Source organism: Stenotrophomonas genospecies 3, assembly GCF_054473855.1.
The window spans coordinates 220959-243355 of the sequence record NZ_JBTMUR010000009.1; the positions used below are offsets into that span (position 1 = coordinate 220959).

General features: G+C 67.7%; 15 protein-coding genes. 6 read left to right on the forward strand and 9 right to left on the reverse strand.

The genetic code is table 11. The features are described 5' to 3' along the window. Window positions 1-110: 110 nt before the first annotated feature. From ACX9OT_RS13975 to glyQ, 5 genes are all read right to left on the reverse strand, one after another. On the reverse strand, window positions 111-2258 hold the full coding sequence (locus ACX9OT_RS13975; protein ID WP_459002551.1) for a S46 family peptidase: 2148 nt from the start codon (window positions 2256-2258) through the stop codon (window positions 111-113). Window positions 2259-2429: 171 nt separating this feature from the next. Next, window positions 2430-6290 carry a translocation/assembly module TamB domain-containing protein gene (locus tag ACX9OT_RS13980; protein ID WP_049424283.1) on the reverse strand — a complete coding sequence of 1287 codons (3861 nt, stop codon included), beginning with the start codon at window positions 6288-6290 and terminating at the stop codon, window positions 2430-2432. Next, a complete protein-coding gene (locus ACX9OT_RS13985) occupies window positions 6287-8083 on the reverse strand; it encodes an autotransporter assembly complex protein TamA (RefSeq protein WP_277778845.1) in 1797 nt (598 codons plus the stop codon). Before ACX9OT_RS13985 ends, ACX9OT_RS13980 begins: the two co-directional genes overlap by 4 nt. Window positions 8084-8339: 256 nt before the next feature. After that, complete coding sequence (glyS, locus tag ACX9OT_RS13990; RefSeq protein ID WP_277778808.1) at window positions 8340-10415, reverse strand: glycine--tRNA ligase subunit beta; 2076 nt, start codon at window positions 10413-10415, stop codon at window positions 8340-8342. 71 nt (window positions 10416-10486) lie between these two features. Further along, entirely contained in the window at window positions 10487-11398 is a 912-nt protein-coding gene (gene glyQ / locus ACX9OT_RS13995; protein WP_459002554.1) for a glycine--tRNA ligase subunit alpha, read from the reverse strand. A gap of 83 nt (window positions 11399-11481) precedes the next feature. On the opposite strand from glyQ, the gene ACX9OT_RS14000 reads away from it, so the two are divergent. Genes ACX9OT_RS14000 through ACX9OT_RS14010 form a run of 3 tightly spaced genes read left to right on the forward strand, consistent with a single transcriptional unit; the run spans window position 11482 to window position 14997 of the window. Next, a complete protein-coding gene (locus ACX9OT_RS14000; RefSeq protein WP_049424290.1) occupies window positions 11482-13317 on the forward strand; it encodes a GspE/PulE family protein in 1836 nt (611 codons plus the stop codon). After that, window positions 13289-14035: a glutamine amidotransferase gene (locus tag ACX9OT_RS14005; RefSeq protein ID WP_005411673.1), complete on the forward strand. Its 747-nt coding sequence runs from the start codon at window positions 13289-13291 to the stop codon at window positions 14033-14035. The genes ACX9OT_RS14000 and ACX9OT_RS14005 overlap by 29 nt, the downstream gene beginning before the upstream one ends. A gap of 50 nt (window positions 14036-14085) precedes the next feature. After that, window positions 14086-14997, forward strand: coding sequence for a BPSS1780 family membrane protein (locus tag ACX9OT_RS14010; protein WP_043399673.1), 912 nt, complete (start codon window positions 14086-14088; stop codon window positions 14995-14997). Window positions 14998-15086: 89 nt separating this feature from the next. On the opposite strand, the gene tatC is transcribed toward ACX9OT_RS14010, so the two are convergent. The 4 genes from tatC to ACX9OT_RS14030 all read right to left on the reverse strand — a co-directional run bounded on the left by tatC (window position 15087) and on the right by ACX9OT_RS14030 (window position 17503). Then, a complete protein-coding gene (tatC, locus tag ACX9OT_RS14015) occupies window positions 15087-15836 on the reverse strand; it encodes a twin-arginine translocase subunit TatC (RefSeq protein WP_110714192.1) in 750 nt (249 codons plus the stop codon). Continuing rightward, the gene (gene tatB, locus ACX9OT_RS14020) at window positions 15833-16291 is read right to left on the reverse strand and encodes a Sec-independent protein translocase protein TatB (protein WP_189720266.1); all 459 of its coding nucleotides are present in this window, start codon (window positions 16289-16291) and stop codon (window positions 15833-15835) included. Before tatB ends, tatC begins: the two co-directional genes overlap by 4 nt. Window positions 16292-16306: 15 nt before the next feature. Further along, complete coding sequence (tatA, locus tag ACX9OT_RS14025; RefSeq protein WP_032128453.1) at window positions 16307-16534, reverse strand: Sec-independent protein translocase subunit TatA; 228 nt, start codon at window positions 16532-16534, stop codon at window positions 16307-16309. A 75-nt stretch (window positions 16535-16609) separates the two neighbouring features. Beyond that, window positions 16610-17503: a lipid-binding SYLF domain-containing protein gene (locus tag ACX9OT_RS14030; protein ID WP_100469988.1), complete on the reverse strand. Its 894-nt coding sequence runs from the start codon at window positions 17501-17503 to the stop codon at window positions 16610-16612. Between the two features lie 165 nt (window positions 17504-17668). Here ACX9OT_RS14030 and hemH point away from each other — a divergent pair, with 165 nt between their 5' ends. The 3 genes from hemH (at window position 17669) to ACX9OT_RS14045 (ending at window position 21878) form a co-directional block, all read left to right on the forward strand. Further along, a complete protein-coding gene (gene hemH, locus ACX9OT_RS14035) occupies window positions 17669-18631 on the forward strand; it encodes a ferrochelatase (protein ID WP_049462244.1) in 963 nt (320 codons plus the stop codon). Beyond that, window positions 18628-19482 carry an alpha/beta fold hydrolase gene (locus ACX9OT_RS14040; protein ID WP_277778807.1) on the forward strand — a complete coding sequence of 285 codons (855 nt, stop codon included), beginning with the start codon at window positions 18628-18630 and terminating at the stop codon, window positions 19480-19482. The genes hemH and ACX9OT_RS14040 overlap by 4 nt, the downstream gene beginning before the upstream one ends. A gap of 290 nt (window positions 19483-19772) precedes the next feature. After that, window positions 19773-21878: a methyl-accepting chemotaxis protein gene (locus ACX9OT_RS14045; RefSeq protein ID WP_049462243.1), complete on the forward strand. Its 2106-nt coding sequence runs from the start codon at window positions 19773-19775 to the stop codon at window positions 21876-21878. The last annotated feature ends 519 nt before the right edge of the window (window positions 21879-22397 follow it).

Consider the following 22397-nt stretch of genomic DNA (forward strand, 5'->3'; position numbering starts at 1 on the left):
GCAGTGTAGGCCAGGCATGGCCGGGGGTGCGGGCTCGTTGGGGGCAACCACCCCCACCAAGGTGGGGGCCTACGCGGTGCGGGCCACGACCGTTGGTCGTGGCCGGCTTCTTATTGGGCCGGCACGCCCATTTCCTTCAGCAGCTCGGGCGCCGGGTAGACCTTGGCCAGCAGCCAGCGCAGGTAGCGCATGTCCACGTGCACGGCGCGCTTGTAGCGCGGGTCGAACCACCAGCTGGCGCTGACCGATTCCCAGTTGCTGTCGAAGTTCAGGCCGATCAGTTCGCCCTTGGCGTTGAGCACCGGCGAGCCGGAGTTGCCGCCGGTGGTATCCAGGTTGGTCAGGAAGTTGACCGTCTGGGTCTTCAGCGCCGGGTCGGCGGTGCTGCCGAAGTCACCCTTGCCGATCGCGGCCAGCAGCGGCTTCGGCGCATCGAACGGATAGGCGTTGGTGTTCTTCTCGACGATGCCGGCCACGGTGGTCACCGGCGAGTAGGTCACGCCGTCGCGCGGATGCAGCGCTTCGACCTTGCCGTAGCTGATGCGCAGGGTGCGGTTGGCATCCGGGTACACCGCGCGGCCCTGCTTGGCACGCCAGGCGAACAGCGCCTGCATGTAGGCCGGGCGCAGGCGCAGCTGCTCGCCTTCGCGGGTCTTGCTTTCGTTCTCGATGCGCAGCTGCGCGGCCACCAGCGGGGCGGCCACGGTGATCAGCGGATCGGCGGCCAGCGCCTTGCCTTCGCGCGCAGCAGCGAAACGGGACAGGCGCTGTGCCTCTTCACCCAGCTGGGTGCCGGCGTACAGGGTGTCCAGTGCCTTCGCCAGCTGCTCCGGGGTACGGCCGAAGGCCGTATCGAACTCGGCCACGCGCTGCGCTTCCGGCAGCTGCTGGTAACGGGTCAGCAGGGTGGTCAGCAGCGCCTTCTCGACCTCCGGCGCGTAGCGGCGCTGGACCTGCTTGAGCACGCCTTCGATCATCGCCTGGTCGCGCTGCTGGAAACCACTCTCGCGCTGCGCGTCCGGCTTGGCAGATTCGATACGCAGGCGTTCCAGCAGCAGCGCCGAGCGCAGCAGCTGGCTCTGTGCGGCCATCTGGTCCAGCAGCAGGTCACGTTCGCCCACCGCCGCGCCCTGCGACAGGTTGGTCAGCAGCGCCTTGATATCGCCCTGGTACTTGCGGTCGGTGGCAGCCAGCATCGCCGTCTCGTCGGCGGCACGCTGGGCCTTGGCGTCGCTGCGCAGCAGGCCTTCCAGCTCACCGGCGGCGCGCTTGCGGTTGTTCTTCAGCGACTGCAGCTGCGAGGCGTAGCGGGTGCGCGCCTGCGCGTCCTTGGCACTGGCGGCCTCGATAGTGTCGATCATCTGCTGGAACACCGATACGCGGCGCGGCAGCACGGTATCGATCTGGCCAGCGAATTCGGCCGCGGTACGGTGGCGATAGGTAATGCCCGGGTAACCGGCCAGCATCGCGTAGTCACCTTCCTTCGGACCTTCCACCGACATCTGCAGGTGCGCCGGCGCCTGGTAGGGCACGTTGTCCTTGCTGTACGCGGCCGGCTTGCCGTCCTTGCCGACATAGGCGCGCAGCAGGGTGAAGTCGCCGGTGTGGCGCGGCCACATGAAGTTGTCGATCTCATCGCCGTAGTTGCCGATCGCACGCGGCGGCGCGTAGACCAATCGCACGTCGCTCAGCTCCAGCTGGGCAATGCGGTAGAAATCGGTGCCGTAGTACATGTTGGCCACCGAGCAGCGCACGCTGCCGTCCTTCTCGCACTCGGCCACGATCTGCTTGCTGGCCGCATCCACCGCATCGAAGTAGGCACGGCCGGTCTTGCCACGCGCCTGCGCCAGCACCTGGTCGGTCACCTTGTCGAAGCCGACGGTGACCAGCACGCGGAAGTCCGGGTTGGCCGGGCGCTCGTCGGCGCGGTCCCTGGCGATGAAGCCACCATTGATCAGGTCGTGCTCGGGCGAGCTGTTGTACTGGATCACGCCCATCGCCACGTGGTGGTTGGTCAGCAGCAGGCCGTCCGACGATACGAACGAGCCGGTGCCGCCACCGGCACGCACCACCGCGCTCAGCGGCGGTGCGGTGACATTGGCCAGGTCGGCCGGATTGCCCTTGAAGCCTGCGGCCTGCAGCGGCTTGGCCAGCTCCGGCAGCTGGGTCGGCATCCACATGCCTTCATCGGCGTGGGCGCCGGCGGCGAGGGTCAGGCCCAGGGCCAGGGCGGTGGGAAGGGCTTTGCGTGGTGACATGGGGCAATCCGGTACGACAGAACAGCCCGGGACCATAGCCGCTGGGGGCGGATGGGGCAACGGCCGATGGTTGGGGCCGTCGTGCACGGTAGTGCCGGCCGCTGGCCGGCAACCCACGCAACTCGGGAGATACGGTGCAGTTGCCGGCCAGCGGCCGGCACTACCGCATCGTTACTTCTCCCGCCGCCAGTTGATCGACCCACGGTTTTCCACCGTGCTCGATTCCACTTCCACGTCGAAGCCGCGACGCAGCAGGTACTTCAGCGTGATCACCGAACCGGCACCGACCAGCGACACGCCGTAACCGACGTACAGCTTGGGCGAGATGTACTTGCCGACGCCGATCACCGAGCCACCCAGCGCGCGCGACTGGCTCACGCCGGCATCGTCCAGACCCAGCTTGGCACCCAGCTGCGAGGCCAGCAGGCCGCTGCCGGCCGACAATGCCGCCGAGGCCGCATTGACCTGCTGCGTCTGGTCGCTGCTGGCGCCGGTCAGGCTGCGTCCCAGCACCAGATAAGCCAGGGCTTCGGACTGCGACATCGCCGGATCGGACCACACGTCCGCACGCGGCTGCTGCGCACGCCCGGTCACGTCGATACCAGCAGTGACATCACCGATCCGGCGCTCGGCACGGATGTTGATGCGCGGGTCGGACACCGCGTTGTAGTTCCAGGTGAGGTTGCCGCGGGTGATGGTCAGGTCCTGCCCGTACGCCTTGTAGCGGCCACTCACTTCCAGCCCGCCATTGGCGGTCATTTCGCGGCCAGGCTTGGCCCAGACCTGCATCTTGCCGGTCAGCGCGCCCTTCAGGCCGAAGCCGGTCATCTTCACCTTGTCACCGAGGCTGACGGTCAGCTCCATGTCCAGCGGCGAGGTACGCGACTCTTCCGGATCGGCCGGGTCGAGCACCACCACGTCTTCGGACACCGAGGTGCCGCGGTCCAGGCGCTCCAGATCGATGTCGGCCTCGGGCACGTGCACGGTGCCACGCAGCTCCATCGCGGCCTTGGCCAGGGTGAAGTCGAGGTTGGGATTGGCGACGATGCGCAGCTCGCTGGTGTTGGACAGCAGCACGTTGTCGCCGTGAATCTTCAACTGCAGCGGCTGTGCATCGCCGAACCACGACAGGCCACCATCCACGTACAGCGTGCCCTGGCCGGAGTTGGCCTGCGCGGTGATCTTGGCCGAACCATCGGGCTGGGCCACGAAGCTGCCCTTGCCCTGGTCGAAGGTCAGGCCGAGTGCCGGGAATTCACCCTTGAAGTTGCTCAGCTGCGCGTCACCGCCCAGCGAGGGCTGGCCACGCGTGCCGCGCAGGCTGACGTGGCCTTCGATCAGGCCGGTCGGTCGCACGATGTCCGGCGAGAACAGCTCCAGCCAGTACAGCCGCGACATGTTGAGATAGAGCTCGCCGTTCAACGGCGCGCTGGCTTCCCAACCGGTCTGCATCCTGGCATCGACGAAGCCGTTGCCCTGGAAGCCCATGCCCAGGTAGCCCTTGATGCTGGCCGGGGTCATGTCGAGCTTGAGCGAGAACTGGTCGTAGCGCACCAGCTCGCCACGGGTGGTGTCCCCCACGGCATTGCGGTTCTCACCCAGGCGCACGCCGCCTTCCTTCGAGCGCACTTCCACATGGCCTTCCCAGGCGTTGCCGCGCGGGCGGATCTGCGCATCCAGGCTGACATCGCCACGCAGGTAGATGCGACGGCCGGACTGTGGCGGCAACCACGGCTGCACCAGCGCCAGTGGCAGCGCATCACTGCGCACCACCAGGCCTTCGCGCGGCCAGTTGGCCTGTGCGCACAGTGTGCCGCTGCTGGCGGCGGCCAGGCAGGCTTCGCCCAGCGTGTAGTTGCTGCCGTTGATCGCGAACGCCGCCGGTGCACGCAGCGACCAGGCATCGCCCTTCACCGGTGCGATGCGCAGCGCGGCCAGCTCGCCGCGCCACTGCGCGCCCTGCTGGCGCACGCTGCCCTGCAGCTCGATCGCGCCCATCTCGTTGCGGGTCTGCGCGGCCAGGCGCAGGTTGGAGACACTGCCCTGCGCATCCACATTCAAGCGTTCCAGCAGCATGCCGGCATTGACCTGCTGGCCCTGGATCGCCAGCGTGCCGCTGTCGCCGCGCCACGGCAGGTGGCCCTTGATGCTCACGCTCTCGGCACCATAGCCGTCCCAGTTGAGGTTGTTGCCGACCAGGTCGGCGGTGATGTCCGGCGCATCGCGCGGGCCCTTCACCTGTACCTGGCCACGCAGGCCGCCATCGGCGCCCGGCAGCAGGTCACTCAGCTGCAGCGGTTCGAAACGCGCATCGATGTCGAGGCGGTCACCGACCTTGCCCGAAGCGGTCACCCGGCTGCTGCCCAGCGACAGCTTCAGGTCACCCTGGCCCTGCGCGCCCTGCAGCGCGAACTTGCCCTGCGCGTCCAGGTTGCGCTGACGCAGCACGCCCTTCAACGACGGCAGATCGACCGTGGCTTCCAACGTGCCGGCGGTACCCGGCGGTGCGTTTGCCGGCGGCGGCAGCTGGCGGCCCTTGGAGGCCAGGTTGCCAGACAGGCGGCCATTCCAGCCCGGCACGAAGTAGCCGGGGTCGAAGTCCTTCAGCGTGGCCTTGGCATCCCAGTCCAGCTGCGGTGCCCACGCCACCTGGCCTTCCACCTGCAGCTGGCCACCCGGGGTCTGCGCCTGCAGCTGGTGGATCGACGCGGCCTGATCGTTGCCGCGCACATCGAAGTGCAGCTGTGCCTTCTGCGCGTCGCGCTCGACCTCGGCGCGGCCGATCGCCGCCCAGGCCTTCAGGGTACCGGCCAGGCCGAAGCGCGCTTCCTTCAAGGTGACCGGCACCGGGGCGCTGCCGGCGGTGTTCGGGTCCGCCGCTGGCACGTAGGTCAGGTCATGTGCGACCACCGAGAAGTTGAGCTTCTGCTGGTCTTCCTGGCTGAAATCGGCCGTGCCTTCCAGCCGCGCCTCACCGCCAAGACCCTTCACCAGCAGCGGTGAGACTTTCAGCACCTGGTCCTGCAGCGACACCACCGACGGTGCCAGTTCCAGTTCCTGATCGCCCTGTTTCACCTTGCCACGCAGGTTGGCGTTGCCGCCCTTGCCGGCGGCGGTGAAGTCCAGTGCCAGCGGCGCGATCGCCGAGCTGGCCAGTGCCGGCGACAGCAGCGCCAGATCCAGCTCGTCACTGCGGATGCTGGCGCTCCAGCTCGGATCGGTGCGGCCATCGAACACCAGCATCGCGTGCAGCGGCTTCGGCGCGCGCCCGGCTACGGCCACTTCCATGTGCGACAGGTCACCGCGGGCGACCAGGCCGACGGTGGCGGCCGTGCGGCCACGCGGCGCCGGCAGCACCGCGGTGACGGTCACATCGGTGTCGTAGTCCTTGGCCGGGATGTAACGACCCTGGGCGGTGAAATTGCCCATGTCGCTGTCCACCACCAGTTTGTGTGCCTGGAACTCGCCATTGGCGATCTCGATGCCGCCGCGCACGCGACTGATGTCGATCACCGGCTCGTTGGCCTGGCTGATGCGGAAGCCGTCGATGGCGATGGCATCGGCCTGGATCGCCAACGGCATTTCGATCTGCGGCAGCGAATCGGGCCACGACGGCAGCTTGAACGGCTCGTCACTCTTGGCCAGGTTCAGCGTCGCGTTGGTCAGTTCCAGCTTGTCCAGCAGCAGCTTGCGGCCCAGCAGCGGGCGCAGGTCCGGCTCCAGATGGGCGCGCTCGGCGTGGAAATGGATGTCGTCGTAGCGGAAGTCGACGTTGTACAGGGTCAGCGGACCGGCCACCGGGCCGTCCACCTTGTCCCAGGTGAAGCTGGCGCCCACCGGCAGCCGTGCCACCACCTGCGCCAGCAGCACGTCACGGCCGGCCACGGTCTGCAGCAGCCAGTACACCGCCAGCAGGGCCAGCAGCACCAGGCCCAGCACGCCCACACCGGACCAGGCCCAGAAGCGGCGGCGGCGGTAGAAGCGCACGCGCGGCGGCGTGGTCGGGTTCGGAGTGGGTGCGGGCGTACTCACAGGTCCGCTCCGATGTTGAGGTACAGCTGGAACTGCGAATCCGGGTTGTTCAGGCCATGCGCGATATCCACGCGCACCGGGCCCACCGGCGATTTCCAGCGCACGCCGAAGCCGACGCCGGTATGCAGATCGATGGTGTTGTCGAAGGCGCTGCCGGTATCGACGAACACCGCCGCACCCCACGGGCCACCATTGAAGTAGTGCTCGTACTCGGCCGAGCCGATCACCAGGTTCTTGGCGCCCAGCACGTACTTGTCCGGTGCCGGGGTCCGCGGGCCCACCTCGCGATAGGCATAGCCGCGGATGCTGCGGTCACCACCGGCGAAGTAGCGCAGGCTGGGCGGCATCGCCACCAGATCACTGGTCCAGGTGGTGCCACCCTCGCCGCGCAGGATCAGGCGGTTGCTTTCGCCCACCGGGATGTACCAGCGCAGCACGGCATTGGCCTGCACGAAGCTGGTGTCCGAACCGGCACCCTCAACGCCGGCACGCATCGTCGCAGTACCGCTGATGCCCTTGCGCGGGAACAGTTCGTCATCGACGTTGACGTAGTCGGCGACCATCTGCGGGTACACCAGCGTCGACGTGTTGTAGACCGCGTCGGTGAATTCGGTGCCGGAGGCATAGCGCCAGCGCTCGCGCAGCGCGTTGATCGAGGCGATCGCGGTCCAGTGTTCGTTGATCTCACCGCTGCGGCTGGCGATCAGCTTGAAGTTGCGCAGGTCGATGTAGTCGGTCTGCTCGTCGTAGGCGCTGGCAGCGAAGGTGTACCAGCCATCAAGCCAGTTGAAGGCCGGAATGCGGTAGCTGGTGACCAGGCTCTTGCGCTTCTGCGCATAGTCCAGCTGCGTGTTCATCTTGTGGCCGCGGTTGTTCAGCCACCGCCGTTCGATGCCACCGCGCACACCCGGGCCACTTTCGCTGCCGTAGCTCAGACCCGCAGTGTAGATGGTGCGCTTGGCACGGGTCAGCTTCACATCCACCGGCACTTCGCCGTTCGCATCGGCCTGGTCGGGCCGCGGCTGGATGTCGATCACGCTGAAGTAGTCCAGCTTGGTCAGCGACTCGCGCAGCCGGTCCAGCTTGCCCTCGTGGAAGTAGCTGCCCTGTTCCCAGTACACCAGCGGATCGAACAGCTTGTCGACGAAGTAGTCCTGCTCGAAACGCACCGGTCCCATGTTGTAGCGGCGGCCGCTGTCCCAGGTCAGGTCGATGTCGGCGGCGTTGTCGGCACGGGTGATCTGCACCTGACGCTGGGTGTAGTCGGCATCGAAATAGCCACGTTCGGCCAGGCGGCGGGTGACGGTGATCTTGCTGGCTTCGTACTGCGTATGTTCGAAGCGCTGGCCCTTGCGCGGCTTGAATGCGGCCAGGTCGTCCTGCAGGTACTGGTCATACATCGCCGGCCCGGTGATGTCGATGTGCTCACGGCGAACGGTCACCGGGGTGCCCTTGTCGACATGGATCAGCACCCGCACATGCTCGTCCTCGCGCGGCGCCTCGACCTTGATCACCGGGTTGTAGTACCCGAACGGTTCCAGTGCCTGGCGGGTCTGCCGCTCGGCCTGTGACAGCAGGTACTCCAGGCGCGATTCGCCCTGTTCCTTGCCGATCGTGTCGTACAGCGACAGCGATTCCTGGATGTTCTCGATGATTGCGGCGTCGTCGCCCTTGTCCAATCCCTTGATGTCCACCTTGTCGATGGTGCCGCGCGCGTGGGCCACGGAGGTGGCGGCCAGCGACAGGACCATCAGCGGCAGGGCGTATTTCTTTGGCTGCATGCGGCACAGCATACCGACCGAAGGTGACGATGCGAAATGCATCACGTCATTGGGGATCGGTTGTTAAGTGGCGGTCAAAATACGCGCCTTTGTGGCGATCATCGCAATCGAAGGCGAGGATGCCGGCATCGTGCGCGATGCCGGCAATGACCCCGATGGACATCCGCCGGCGGTGATCCGGTAGTGCCGGCCGCTGGCCGGCAACCCGCAGATCGATCCGATGCGCGGTGGCAATGCCGGCCAGCGGCCGGCACTACCGATACGGGCGTCAGCTCGACAGATGCTCGATCGCTGCCACCTTGCCCAGGCGCTCGCCCAGCATCGTCAGCAGCGCCAGGCGGTTGCCACGCAGCGCCGGATCCTCGGCATTGACCATCACGCCATCGAAGAACGCGTCGACCTGCGGGCGCAGGCGTGCCAGGCGCGCCAGCACAGCCACATAGTCCTTGTGCTGCAGGCTGGCGCCGGTGTCGTCGATGGCCGCGGTGACCGCTTCAGCCAGCGCGCGCTCGGCGTCTTCCTGCAGCAGCGCCGGGTCGATCTGGGCCGGGATGTCGCCTTCGGCCTTGCGGAGGATGTTGCGGATGCGCTTGTTGGCCGCAGCCAGCGCCTCGGCTTCCGGCAGCGCGGCGAAGGTGCCGATCGCATCCAGGCGGCGGTCGAAGTCGTACAGCGAGGCCGGCTTCAGCTCGGCGACGGCGTTGAAGTGCGTGGCCGGTACGCCCTTGTCGGCGTAGTAGCCCTTCAGGCGGTCGAGGATGAAGTCGTACAGCTCGCCGACATCGGCCTGCACGTTGCGTGCGGCCAGGCCGGCGTTGGCGCTGGCCAGCAGCGCGCGCAGGTCCAGCTCGAAGCCGCTTTCGATGATCGTGCGGGCCAGGCCCAGCGCGTTGCGGCGCAGCGCGAACGGGTCCTTGTTGCCGGTCGGCTTCAGGCCTGCGGCGAAGCCACCGGCCAGCGTGTCGACGCGCTCGGCGATGGCCAGCACCTTGCCCAGCGGCGACAGCGCGATGTCATCACCACCGAAGCGCGGCTGGTAGGCCTCGTCGATGGCCAGCGCCACCTCGGCCGATTCGCCACCGGCCACGGCGTAGTGGCGGCCGGCGATGCCCTGCAGCTCCGGGAACTCGTTGACCATGCGCGACTGCAGGTCGTTCTTGGCCAGTTCGGCAGCCCGCTTGGCCTGCGCGGCATCGGCGCCAACCTGGGGTGCGATCACTTCGGCCAATGCAGCCACGCGCGCCACCTTGTCGGCCACGCTGCCCAGCTTGGCCTGGTAGGTCACCGTCTTCAGCCCCTCACCCATCGACACCAGGCCCTGCTTCAGGTCCTCGTCGAAGAAGAACTTGGCATCGGCGAAACGCGGACGGATCACCCGCTCGTAGCCCTTGGCCACTTCGGCCACGTTCTTCGATTCGATGTTGGCGATGCCGATGAACTTCTCGGTCAGCGTGCCTGCGGCATCCAGCACCGGGAAGAACTTCTGGTTGATCTCCATCGTCTCGATCAGCGCTTCCTGCGGCACCGCCAGGAACGCGGGCTCGAAGCTGCACAGCACCGCCGACGGCCATTCGACCAGGTTCACCACCTGCTCCAGGTTGTCGTCGGTGATGCGGGCGCTGCCACCGGCCTTGGCCGCAGCGGCCTCGACCTCGGCGACGATGCGCGCGCGGCGCTCGCTCGGGTCGACCAGCACGAACGCGGCGCGCAGCGCTTCAACGTAGTCCTGCGGCTGCGCCAGCGACACCGCCTGGTCATGGTGGAAGCGATGGCCACGGCTGACGCGGCCGGCCTGCAGGCCGAACAGTTCGGCCTCGACCACGTTGGCGCCGTGCAGCAGCACCAGCCAGTGCGCCGGGCGCGCGAAGCCCCAGGCGTGGTCGCCCCAGCGCATCGGCTTGGGAATCGGCATCGCCGCGATCGCCTCGCGCAGGATCTCCGGCAGCAGGCTGGCGGTGCTCGCGCCCGGGGTCACCGCGCGGTGCACGAAGCGCTCACCCTTGTTGTCGGTGGTCTTTTCCAGCGCGGTCCAGTCGATCCCGGCCTTGGCGGCGAAGCCCTGCAGGGCCTTGGTCGGCTGGCCTTCGGCATCCAGCGCGATGTTCAGGTACGGGCCCAGCACTTCGCTGTGCTGTTCCGGCTGTTCCAGGCCGACGCCCGGCAGCAGCACGGCCAGGCGGCGCGGAGTCGACAGCGGGCGCGCATCGCCCAGTTCCAGCGCGACGCCGCGCTTGCGCAGGCCGTCGACAACGCCATCGAAGAACGCCTGGGCGAGGCCCGGCAGCGCCTTGACCGGCAGCTCCTCGGTGCCCAGTTCGATCAGCAGGGGGGACAGTTGGCTCATCGTTTCAATCCTGTGGTGGGGGCGCAGCGCGCGACGCGTCCGGCGCCCCGGAGTAAGGGGGGGAGCGGCCGTCAGGCCTTCTTCGCGCCCGGGAAGCCCAGCTTCTCGCGCTGCTCGTAGTACGCCTTGGCCACCGCCTGGGCCAGCGCGCGCACGCGCAGGATGTAGCGCTGGCGCTCGGTCACGCTGATCGCGCGGCGCGCATCCAGCAGGTTGAAGGTGTGGCTGGCCTTCATCACCTGCTCGTAGGCCGGCAGCGGCAGGTTCACTTCCACCAGCTTCTGCGCTTCGCGTTCGCAGGCGTCGAAACGGTGGAACATCTCTTCCACGTCGGCGTATTCGAAGTTGTAGGTGCTCTGCTCCACCTCGTTCTGGTGGTAGACGTCGCCGTAGGTCACCGGCTGGCCGTCCGGGCCGTAGGTCCAGACCAGGTCGTAGACGTTGTCGCAGTTCTGCAGGTACATGCACAGGCGCTCGAGACCGTAGGTGATCTCGCCCAGCACCGGGCGGCACTCCAGGCCACCGGCCTGCTGGAAGTAGGTGAACTGGGTCACCTCCATGCCGTTGAGCCAGACTTCCCAGCCCAGGCCCCAGGCGCCCAGCGTCGGCGATTCCCAGTTGTCCTCGACGAAACGCAGGTCGTGCACCAGCGGATCGATGCCCAGTGCCTTCAGCGAATCCAGGTACAGCTGCTGGATGTTGTCCGGCGCCGGCTTCATCGCCACCTGGTACTGGTAGTAGTGCTGCAGACGGTTCGGGTTCTCGCCGTAGCGGCCGTCGGTCGGGCGGCGCGAGGGCTGCACGTAGGCCGCGTTCCAGCTCTCCGGACCGATCGCACGCAGGAAGGTGGCCGGGTGGAAGGTACCGGCGCCCACCTCCAGGTCGAGCGGCTGGATGAGCACGCAGCCCTGCTGGGCCCAGAACTGGTTCAGGGTCTGGATGAGGCCCTGGAAGGTGATCGGAACGGTCGGGGTCGCGGACATGCGTACGAGTCTTGGCCGGCAAGGGGGTGCGTTAGTATAACGGCCGACCTGCGGGGCATTCCGTACCCGGGAGGAGCAGGCAGATGGAACATCGGCTGCCGGTGGGCACGCCCGGCGAGGCTGGCGGCGTACCGCTGCCGTGGGGACGGCTGCAGTTCGAGCAGATTGCCGCGGCCCTGATCGCCGATGGCCTGGTGGCCGAGCAGGACCGCGAGCGCATGCGCTTTTCCGCGCAGGGCGCACGCAACGCCAGTGAAGTGCACCCGCTGGTGCTGCTGTCCAACCTCAAGCTGGCCGCCAACGGCGGTGGCGAACTGACCCTGGAGCGCCTCACCGAGTGGCTGGCGCAGCGCACCGGCAGCCGCTACCTGCGCATCGACCCGACCCGGGTCGACGTCGCCGCGGTCACCGCGCTGGTCTCCCATGCCTACGCGCGCCGCCACCGTTTCCTGCCGTTGGCGGTGGATGCCGAGCGCGTGCTGGTGGCCACCAGCGAGCCACTGGTGCAGGAATGGCGCCGCGACCTGCAGCACCTGACCCGCCGCCGCATCGAGCTGGCGGTGGTCAACCCGCTGGACCTGCACCGCTACACCATGGAGTTCTACGGGGTGACCCGCTCGGTGCGTGGCGCCCGCGGCGACGTCCGCGGCGAGGCCAACACCACCCTGCCCAGCTTCGAGCAGCTGGTCGAGCTGGGCCGTACCGGTGACGTCAACGCCGACGACCAGCACATCGTGCACATCGTCGACTGGCTGCTGCAGTACGCCTACGAACAGCGCGCCTCGGACATCCACCTGGAGCCGCGCCGCGAGATGGGGCGCATGCGCTTCCGCATCGACGGCGTGCTGCACAAGGTGTTCGAGGTGCCTCCGGCAGTGATGACCGCCGTGGTCAGTCGCATCAAGGTGCTCGGCCGCATGGACCTGGCCGAACGCCGGCGCCCGCAGGACGGCCGCATCAAGACCCGCTCGCCGGGCGGCCGCGAAGTCGAGATGCGCCTGTCGACCATGCCCACCGCCTTCGGCGAGAAGTGCGTGATGCGCATCTTCGACCCGGATGCCGCGTTCAAGAGCATCGACCAGCTCGGTTTCAGCCCGCAGGAGGCGGCGGGCTGGAATGCACTGGTCGAACGCCCGCACGGCATCGTGCTGGTCACCGGCCCGACCGGCTCGGGCAAGACCACCACCCTGTATTCGACGCTGAAGCGCCTGGCCACGCCGGACGTGAACGTGTGCACGGTGGAGGACCCGATCGAGATGATCGCGCCCGAGTTCAACCAGATGCAGGTGCAGACCAACATCGACCTGGATTTCGCCAGCGGCGTGCGCACGCTGCTGCGGCAGGACCCGGACATCATCATGATCGGCGAGATCCGCGACCTGGAAACCGCGCAGATGGCGGTGCAGGCCTCGCTGACCGGCCATCTGGTGCTGTCCACCCTGCATACCAACGACGCGCCCTCGGCGGTTACCCGCCTGCTCGACCTGGGCGTGCCGCACTACCTGCTGGCCAGCACCCTCAACGGCATCCTCGCCCAGCGCCTGGTGCGCACGCTGTGCCCGCACTGCAAGCAGCCGCACAGCCTCGGCGCCGCCGACTGGGCGGTGCTGGCTGATAGCCATGCCGCATATCCAGATGCCGCCACGCCCTGTCGGCCGGTCGGTTGCCTGGAGTGCCGGCGCACCGGATTCCTTGGCCGCATCGGCCTGTATGAGTTGCTGCCATTGGGCTCGCGGCTGCGCGGGCAGATCCGTGCCGACATGGATCTGGCCGGTTTCAGCCGTGCCGCACGGGCTGAAGGGCTGCGAACCCTGCGCCAGGCCGGGCTTGAAAAGGTGGCGCAGGGGCTGACTACAATCGAGGAAGTCCTGTCAGTCCTGCCGCCCCCGGATGAACCCAGCCCCGTTCCTGATCCTTGAAACCGGCCGCCCGGTACCGTCGCTGCGCCGCTACGGGCGCTTTCCGCACTGGATCCGCGTCGCCGCCGGGCTGGAAGAGCACGAGACGGTGGTGGTCGATGTTGAACACGGTGGCGCCCTGCCCGACCCACATGCCTTCGCCGGTGTGCTGGTGACCGGTTCGGCCGCCTTCGTCACCGACCACGCCGAGTGGAGCGAGCGCAGCGCCGCATGGCTGCGCCAGACCGCCCACGACGACCTGCCGGTGTTCGGCATCTGCTACGGCCACCAGCTGCTGGCACACGCGCTGGGTGGCGAGGTGGCCTACAACCCGGCTGGCCGCGAGTCCGGCACGATCGAGCTGGAACTGCAGCCGCAGGCCGCGCAGGACCCGCTGTTCCAGGGCCTGCCGCAGCATTTCGCCGCCCATGCCACCCACCTGCAGACGGTGCTGCGCGCACCTGACGGCGCCGAAGTGCTGGCACGCTCGCCGCTGGACGGCTGCCACGCCTTCCGCTGGGGGCGCCAGGCCTGGGGCGTGCAGTTCCATCCGGAATTCGCCACCCACCACATGCGCGGCTACGTGCGCGCCCGCGCCGACTGCATCGGCCGCCACGGCGGCTGCGCCCGCAGCATCGAGCGCGCGGTCAGCGCCGCACCACTGGCCCGCCAGCTGTTGCGCCGCTTCGTCCGCCAGGCGCGGCTGTCTTCAGCCCAGCCGGTGGCAAAACAGGGATAATCGGCGGCACGGGCAGCCGCCCGGCCCCCTCCTGTCCTTCCCGGATGTCCATGAAAGAGATTCGCAAGCTGCCGGCCTCGGCGGGCGCCCAGTGGTTGCTGGATACGTTCTCCCTGTACCGGCGTGCGCCGCTGCAGCTGGCCCGGATCGGCCTGACCTGGCTGCTGGTGAGCTGGGTGGTGACCCTGCTGTCGACCTTGATTCCCGGCGCCGCCGGCATGGCTGTGCAGCTCATGACCCTGGCCATTTCGCCGATCATGTTCGGCGGCATGCTGTATGCCGTGGGCGAGATCGACGAAGGCCGCCCGGGCCTGGCCTCGCACCTGCTGCAGCCGATCCGCGACCACCGCGTCAGCCACCTGCTGGTGCCGCTGGCGATCCAGGTGCTGGCGGTCCTGCTGCTGGGCGCGCTGTTGTTCATGATGATCGGCCGCGAGGGCTTCACCGCCTTCAGCGAGGTCATGACCAAGATGGAAGAAATCAGCCGCAGCGGCCAGCAGATCAAGCCGGACGACGCGGCCGCGCTGGTCGCCAACCTGCCGGCCAAGCGCATCGCGCTGTGGATGCTGCTGGTGTTCCTGAGCGCAGTGGCGCTGTCGCTGGCGATGTTCACCCAGCCGGCCCTGGTGGTGTTCGACAAGCAGAGCGGCATGCACGCGCTGCGCCTGAGCCTGCAGGGCTGCATCGAGAACATCGGTGCGATGTTCGTGTTCGCCGCGCTCGGCCTGATCGCCGCGTTCTGCATGTACATCCTGTTCGTGATCGTGATCCAGATCGCGATGCTGATCGGCGGCCCGCTGGCCGCCGCCTTCATCGCCCAGCTGGTACTGACCACGGTGCTGATGCCGCTGTATGTCGGCGCGGTCTACGCTGCGTGGAAGCAGATGTTCGTGCACCGCGGCAGCCGCGCGGCGCCGCCGATCCCGACCACGCCGACCTCAAGCGACGTGTTCCACGCCTGACGGAAAAAGGGGACGGAGGGGATTAAGTCGTTTATGCCCAGTGTGTGCAGCTAACGACTTAATCCCCTCCGTCCCCTTTTTTTCTTCTTTCAGGCGGCGGGTTTCTTCACTACCGACGACGGCACCAGCCAGCGTGCGGCGTGGATGCCCAGTTCGTAGAGCAGGCACATCGGGATCGCCAGCATCAGCTGCGAGACCACGTCCGGCGGGGTCAGCACTGCGGCCACCACGAAGATGCCGACGATGGCGTAGCCACGGCCTTCCTTGAACTGCTGCGGCGTCACCCAGCCCAGCAGCACCAGGATCACCATCGCCACCGGCAGTTCGAAACTGCCGCCGAAAGCGAAGAAGATCGCCAGCACGAAATCCAGGTAGGCGTTCGCATCCGGGGTGATCGCGATCACGTCCGGGCTGAAGGTGGTGAGGAAGTGGAACACCGCCGGCAGCACCAGGAAGTAGGCAAAGGCACAGCCGGTGTAGAACAGCAGCACCGAGGACACCAGCAACGGCACCGCCAGGCGCTTCTCGCGCGCATACAGGCCGGGCGCGACGAAGGCCCACAGCTGGTACAGCAGCCACGGCACCGCCACGAACAGGGCCACGAAGAAAGTCAGCTTCAGCGGTGCGAAGAAGGCACCGGCCGGATTGGTGGCGATCATCGTCTGCCCGTTCGGCAGCTGCGAGACCAGCGGTTCGGCCAGTGCGTTGTAGAGCTTCTGGGTAAACGGCAGCAGGCCCAGCAGCACCACGCCCAGTCCCAGCAATGCGCGTACCAGGCGGCCACGCAGTTCCACCAGATGCTCAACCAGCGAGCTTTCGCCGAAATCCTGTTCACTCATGGCTGGCGCTCCGTGCTCTGCGGCGGCGTCGCACCGGCTTCAGGGGGTGTCGCCGGCATCGGCTCGGGAGCAGCGCTCTCCGGTACGGGCACATCGGCGTCGGGCGCGGTGCTCATGTGCGGCGGAAGATCCGCGGGCGCCGGCGCGCGTACTTCCTGCGCCAACGTATCGCCCTGCTGCTGGGCCTCCTGCGCTTCGCGACGGATCGCTTCACCGCTGGCGCGCAGCTGGTTCTCGGTGTCCTGCATGCCCTGGCGCACGTCCTGCATCTGCCGCTTGATGTCCTCGGCCTGCAGTTCGCGCTCCAGTTCCTGTTTCACCGAATCCCACTGATTGCGGGCACGACGTACCCACAGGCCGGCAAAGCGGGCCGCCTTGGGCAGGCGCTCGGGACCGAGCACTACCAAGGCAACCACCGCAATCACCAGCAGTTCGCTGAAGCCGATATCAAACACCGCGACCGCTCCGGATCAGCGAGCGTTACGGTCGTGCTCGTCCTGCGCGGCGCGCGAGGCGTCCTGGCTGCGCGATTCATCGCCCAGCTGCGCGTTCGGCTTGTCCTCGTCGCGCATGCCCTTCTTGAATTCCTTGACCGCCGAACCGAGATCCTTGGCGCCACTGGTCAGGCGCTTGGTGCCGAACACCAGCAGGACGATGGCCAGCACGACCAACCAATGCCAGATGCTGAAACTGCCCATAAAGACGCTCGTTACGTTAGTGATCAGGCTGTCGAGCATAGCGCACCGGGTGTCAGCCGGCGCGCGTGACGAAAGTCAGTTTCCGCCCAGCGTTTCCGTGCGGATCTCGCCGTCGTTGACCGGCTGGAAGCCCTGCTGCTGCGGCGGCGGGTTCTGCGGCACGTTCTGCAGCGGTGCGGTAGTGGCTTCGGCCGGGGCGGCCGGCGCTGCCTGAACAGGCGCCGGAGCAACCGCCGGGGCCGCTGCCGGGCGCGGCGCGCTACCGCCGTTGCCGTTGCGGTTGTTGCGCGCGGCGTAGGTGGCCTCTTCCAGGCGGTCGCGGAACGTGACCACATCCATCGACGGCGAACCGGCCGCGCGGCCTTCGAAGATCATGCGCGGCGTGGTGTTGCTGCCGTAGGCGTCCAGATTGGCGGCATCGTCGATCTGCAGCACCGCACCATCCAGGGCGACACCGGCGAACAGGCCGCGGGCGCGCGACCAGGACCAGATCTCGGCCTTCAGCTGACCGTCGGTGGCGGCGGCGGCATTGCGGCCGACCGGGCCGGCGGCGACACCCGCATCGGCGCCCAGCGTGAACTTGCCGTTGACCAGGTTGTCCAGGCTCCGGTCGTTGCGGAACACCAGCACCACATCGGAGGACTGCACGCCGGCCTGGAAGCCGATGCTGCCGCCGGTGAGCTTCACGAACACCGGGTTGGACCAGGCACCGTTGGGCATGCGCACGGACATCAGGCCGTGGCCACGACGACCGCCAATGACCAGACCGGCCTTGATCGTGTCGGGAATGACGATGACCGCGCGGCCTTCGTCGAGCAATTTGTCCGGAATGCCCTGTTCAGGGATTTCCTGGATTTCAGCCAGCACGCGCACGGCATTGCGGGCACGCTGGTCTTCCTGCGGTCCGGCCATGGCCTGGCTGGACAGCAGGCTGGCGGCGATCAGCAGGGCTTGGATCGGGCGACGCATGGCAGGCTCCAGAAGTCAGTCCATAGGAAGATATAGCAAGTGACTGAAATTAGTAGTGTTGTCATGAATCCCCAATGAGCGTTCCCTGCTCACATTGATGCGCGCTATGCCTGCAATCCGAACCCTGCATCCCGGCGCGGCACCGGATCGGCGACAATACCGCTCATGCTCGACGCACCCGATACCGCCGTGCTGGCGGTCAACCTAGGCACGCCCGAGACGCCGACGGCCCCCGCCGTACGCCGTTACCTGGCTGAATTCCTGTCCGACCCCCGCGTGGTCTCGATCCCGGCACTGCTGTGGCAGCCGTTGCTGCGCGGACTGATCCTGCCGCTGCGCAGCAGCCGTTCAGCGGCCAAGTACGCCCAGGTCTGGCTGCCGGAGGGCTCTCCGCTGATGGTGCATACGCGCCAGCTGGCGCAGGCCATGCAAGCGCTGTTGCCGACCCTGACGGTGCGCCATGCAATGCGCTATGGCGAACCGGCGCTGGCCAGCGAACTCGACCGGCTGGCGGCCGATGGTGCGCGCCGCGTCGTGGTGCTGCCGCTTTACCCTCAGTACTCCACCACCACCACCGCCTCGGTCGAAGACCGCGTCGATGCCTGGCAGCGCCGCAATCCGGGCGTGACCGTGAGCCTGGTACGCGACTATTCGGTCGATCCGGGCTGGGTCGACGCCGTTGCCGGCTCGATCCGCCGCTACTGGGAACAGCACGGTCGCGGCCAGAAACTGATGTTCTCCTTCCACGGCATCCCGCAGCGCCTGGCCGATGCCGGCGATCCGTATCCGCAGCGCTGCGAGGCCAGTGCGCAGGCCATCGCCAAGGCGCTGGAGCTGGGCAGGGACGACTGGCAGATGGGCTATCAGTCGCGCTTCGGCCGCGAGCGCTGGCTGCAGCCGTATGCCGAGCCCAGCCTGTGGGCGCTGGCCGAATCCGGCGTGAAGCAGATCGACGTGGTGTGTCCGGGCTTCGCCACCGACTGTCTGGAGACGCTGGAAGAAGTGGCACTGGGCTTCACCGAAACACTGGCCGAGCGCGGCGCGACGATGCGCTACATCCCCTGCCTCAACGCCGAACCGGAGCACGCGCGTGCGCTTGCGCGGCTGGCCGTGGCCTCGCTGGCATGAGTCTGCAACCGTTTGAACTGGAGGTCGGTGGCGCGCGCGTCGCCGGCCTGCGCAACCACGGTGACGGCCCGCGCGTGCTGGCCCTGCATGGCTGGCTCGACAACGCGGCCAGCTTCGTGCCGCTGGCGCCGCACCTGTCGTCGTTGCAGCTGGTGGCCATCGACCTGCCCGGCCACGGCCACAGCACGCATCTGCCGGCCGGTGCCAGCTACACCACGGCCGCCGCCATCTGTCACGTACTCGACGTCGCCGACGCGCTGGGCTGGGACCGTTTCAGCCTGCTCGGCCATTCGATGGGCGCGGGCATCGCCAGCCTCACCGCCTCGGTCAGCGACCGTGTCGAACGGCTGGTGGCGATCGAAGCACTCGGCGGCCTGCGTGGTCCTGAGGAAGAAACCGCCAACCGCCTGCGCGAGCATGTGAATGCCACACGCGCACTGGCACGCAAGCAGCTGCGCGTGTTCCCCGACCTCGCCGCCCCGATCCGCGCGCGGATGATGACCAACCAGCTCAGCGAGCGCTGTGCACGGCTGCTGGTCGAGCGCGGCGTGGAGCCGGTCGAAGGTGGTTACCGCTGGTGCAGCGACCCGCGCCTGATGCTGCCCACTGCGATCCGCCTCAGCGAAGGCCAGATCGACAACCTGCTGCAGGCCATCGCCTGCCCGACGCAGGTGATCTACGCCACACCGGCGCAGTCGTACTATCCCGAGCCGATGCGCAGCGATCGCCTGCAGCACCTGCGCGATGGCCGTCTGGCGGTGTTTGCCGGCAACCATCACCTGCACATGGAAGATCCGGAACAGATCGCGGGCGTGATCCTGCACTTCTTCAGCAACGGCAACGCCGGCTGAGCAAACGTATCCGCGCGCTTCACTCCGCGCGTTTGCGGCCGATACATCAGTTGCGGGCCCCTGCGTCCGCAGCACGCAGGTCCGGTCGGGCCTGCGGCGTGTGTCTGGTTCTGCAAGGAAGTCCGCATGCCCGCTCTGCTGCACCGTCACCCACAGGATGTGGCCACGGTGTCCCGTCTCCGCGTCGCTGATCGCGCCGCATTCCCCGAATTCCCGGCTCGCGCCCTGCTCACGCACTCCTGCGTGTGCCGCGGCGTGGCTGTTGTCGTTTGCTGATCCAGGAGTCGCCGATGTCCGTTGCATCCTCCCGTCCCCCCGATACCGCCCGCATGCCGCATCTGCAGCAGCTCGCGCGCCGCGCTGACCGTCGACTGCTGATCGGCAGCGCGGCGTTGGCCGTGGCTGGCCTCGTGCTGGCCCTGCGTGGGCCCCACGTACCGGGCGCTGCGTTGGCCGCGGCCGCCGTACTGCCCGCCCTCTGGCTGGCCGGTCCACAGGCGGGCCGGGCCGTCGCCCGCAATGGCCTGGCATTGCTGTTGTCGCTGCAGCTGGCCTTGTTGTGCGCGATCGTCAGCCTGTCACCGGCATTGCCGATTGCGCTGTTGCTGGGCGTGCTGCTCAGCCACCGCGATCGCCTGCCGGTATGGCTGGCCGGTGGTGTTGGCACCCTCGCCCTGCTGGTACCGCTGCTGCACGGCGCAGCCGTGGGACCGACGTTGCTGCAGGCGGGCCTGTTCGCCAGCCTGACCGTGTTCCTCGGCCAGGTCGCGCTGCGCCTGCGGCAGCAGACCGAGGCACTTGGCCACGGCCCACGCCGCCTGGCGGCACTGGCGCGCGATATCGCGACGGGCACCGATCTGAGCGCACATGCGGATACCGCGGCCTATGCACCCGGTTCGCTGGCCCATGCGCTGGCCGATACCGCCCGCCACGTGCAGGCGCAGCGTGGGCGCGAGGCTGAAGCGCATGCCGAGAATGCGCAGATCCGCCAGGCGCTCGATGCCTCGCGCACCGCGATGATGATTGCCGACAACGACCACGTGATCCGTTACGTGAACCGCTCGGTGGTGGCCCTGCTGCGCAACCAGCAGGCAACACTGCGCCAGGCCTTCCCCGACTTCGATGCCGAGCGCCTGGTCGGCAGCAGCATCCACCGCTTCCACGCCAACCCGGATCGCATCCGCGCGATCCTCAACGGCCTGCAGGTCACCCACAACGGCAAGGTGCAGATCGGCCCCGTGCACTTCGCGCAGGTGGTCACCCCGGTGTTCGATGCGCAGGGCGCGCGCCTGGGCTTCGCCGTGGAATGGCATGACCGCACCCATGAACTCGCGCTGGAAAACGCCGTGGCCGGCATCGTCGCAGCGGCAGCGGCCGGTGATCTCGACCAGCGCCTGCAGGCCACTGAAGGTGCCAGTTTCCTCGATGGGCTGACCGGTGGCATCAACCAGCTGCTCGATACGCTCGGCAGCACCGTCAACGAAGTGCGGCAGATGCTCTCGGCACTGGCCAATGGCGATCTGGACCGGCGCATGAACGGCGAGTATCACGGTGCTTTCGCTGCCATCCAGCGCGATGCGAATGCCACGGCCGGTCAGTTGGCACGCATGGTCGGTCGCATCCAGGAATGTGCGGCGTCGATCAGTACCGCCGCCAGCGAGATTGCCGCCGGCAACGGCGCGTTGTCCGAGCGCAGCGAGCGCCAGGCCGCGCACCTGCAGGAGACCGCAGCATCGATGGAGGAACTCACCGCCACCGTGCGCCAGAACGCCGCCCATGCGCGTGAGGCCAGTGCGTTGGCAGCTTCCACGCAGAGCGCTGCCAGTGACGGCAACACAGCCATGCAACGCGTGGTGAATACCATGCAGGCCATCGAAGGTGCCTCGAAGCGGATCGGCGACATCACCGGCGTCATCGACGGCATTGCCTTCCAGACCAATATCCTGGCCTTGAACGCAGCCGTGGAGGCGGCACGCGCCGGCGAACAGGGCCGAGGCTTCGCGGTCGTGGCCAGCGAGGTGCGGGTACTGGCGCAGCGCTCTGCGGCGGCGGCCCAGGAGATCAAGAAGCTGATCGACGAAGCCGGCCGCCAGGTGGGTGAGGGTGCCCAGCTGGTGGCCGACGCCGGCCAGCGCATGCAGGGCATTGTTGGCGGCGTGGAGGATGTCAGCCACCTGATGCGCGAGATTTCCGCGGCGTCGCAGGAGCAGTCGATCGGTATCGAGCAGATCAACCAGACCGTGGTGCAGATGGATCAGGCGACGCAGCAGAATGCCGCGCTGGTGGAAGAAGCCACCGCCGCCGCACGCGAGCTGCAATCGCAGGCGGGTACGCTTACCGAGGCGGTGTCGGTGTTCCGCCAGCAGGAACCGCACGAGGTCTCGCAGGCCGCCTGATCCGGGCCTTCAGTTCGATCCTGATCAAGACGGCGCCCGCAGGGCGCCGTCTTTTTGTTGCGTAGGCCTTGCTGCCAGTAGCTGCCAACCTTGGTTGGCGCCGTGGTTCCTCACGGAGGGCATCCACGCATGGCGTGGATCTACTGGTAATGCCGGCCGCTGGCCGGCAATCACAGCGACGCGCACTGTCTGGCCTGCTGCCGGGGTTGGCACCGATCTTCGCAGGGACAGCCCATCCACGCACGGCGTGGATCTACTGTGGGTCCGCATGCCCTCGGTAGACGCCAACCTTGGTTGGCGCTGTGGCTACCCGCGGAGAATATCCGCGTATGGCCTGGATCTAACGGGCGATGTATCGCCATCGGGTTGCCGGCCAGCGGCCGGCACTACCCGCATTTCGCGCGCACAAAGAAAAACCCCGCTGCGTAAGCAGCGGGGTTTTGGGTGTAAACCCTGGCGATGACCTACTCTCGCATGGCTTGAGCCACACTACCATCGGCGCAGCTGCGTTTCACTTCC

What these genes read in the sequence shown, in the direction of transcription:
- ACX9OT_RS14005 (WP_005411673.1), top strand. Translation starts at nt 13,289, where the DNA reads ATGAACCCAGCCCCGTTCCTGATCCTTGAAACCGGCCGCCCGGTACCG.
- glyQ (WP_459002554.1), bottom strand. Translation starts at nt 11,398, where the DNA reads ATGTCCGCGACCCCGACCGTTCCGATCACCTTCCAGGGCCTCATCCAG.
- hemH (WP_049462244.1), top strand. Translation starts at nt 17,669, where the DNA reads ATGCTCGACGCACCCGATACCGCCGTGCTGGCGGTCAACCTAGGCACG.
- glyS (WP_277778808.1), bottom strand. Translation starts at nt 10,415, where the DNA reads ATGAGCCAACTGTCCCCCCTGCTGATCGAACTGGGCACCGAGGAGCTG.
- ACX9OT_RS13985 (WP_277778845.1), bottom strand. Translation starts at nt 8,083, where the DNA reads ATGCTGTGCCGCATGCAGCCAAAGAAATACGCCCTGCCGCTGATGGTC.
- ACX9OT_RS14045 (WP_049462243.1), top strand. Translation starts at nt 19,773, where the DNA reads ATGTCCGTTGCATCCTCCCGTCCCCCCGATACCGCCCGCATGCCGCAT.
- ACX9OT_RS14010 (WP_043399673.1), top strand. Translation starts at nt 14,086, where the DNA reads ATGAAAGAGATTCGCAAGCTGCCGGCCTCGGCGGGCGCCCAGTGGTTG.
- tatA (WP_032128453.1), bottom strand. Translation starts at nt 16,534, where the DNA reads ATGGGCAGTTTCAGCATCTGGCATTGGTTGGTCGTGCTGGCCATCGTC.
- ACX9OT_RS14040 (WP_277778807.1), top strand. Translation starts at nt 18,628, where the DNA reads ATGAGTCTGCAACCGTTTGAACTGGAGGTCGGTGGCGCGCGCGTCGCC.
- ACX9OT_RS14000 (WP_049424290.1), top strand. Translation starts at nt 11,482, where the DNA reads ATGGAACATCGGCTGCCGGTGGGCACGCCCGGCGAGGCTGGCGGCGTA.
- ACX9OT_RS13975 (WP_459002551.1), bottom strand. Translation starts at nt 2,258, where the DNA reads ATGTCACCACGCAAAGCCCTTCCCACCGCCCTGGCCCTGGGCCTGACC.
- ACX9OT_RS14030 (WP_100469988.1), bottom strand. Translation starts at nt 17,503, where the DNA reads ATGCGTCGCCCGATCCAAGCCCTGCTGATCGCCGCCAGCCTGCTGTCC.
- tatC (WP_110714192.1), bottom strand. Translation starts at nt 15,836, where the DNA reads ATGAGTGAACAGGATTTCGGCGAAAGCTCGCTGGTTGAGCATCTGGTG.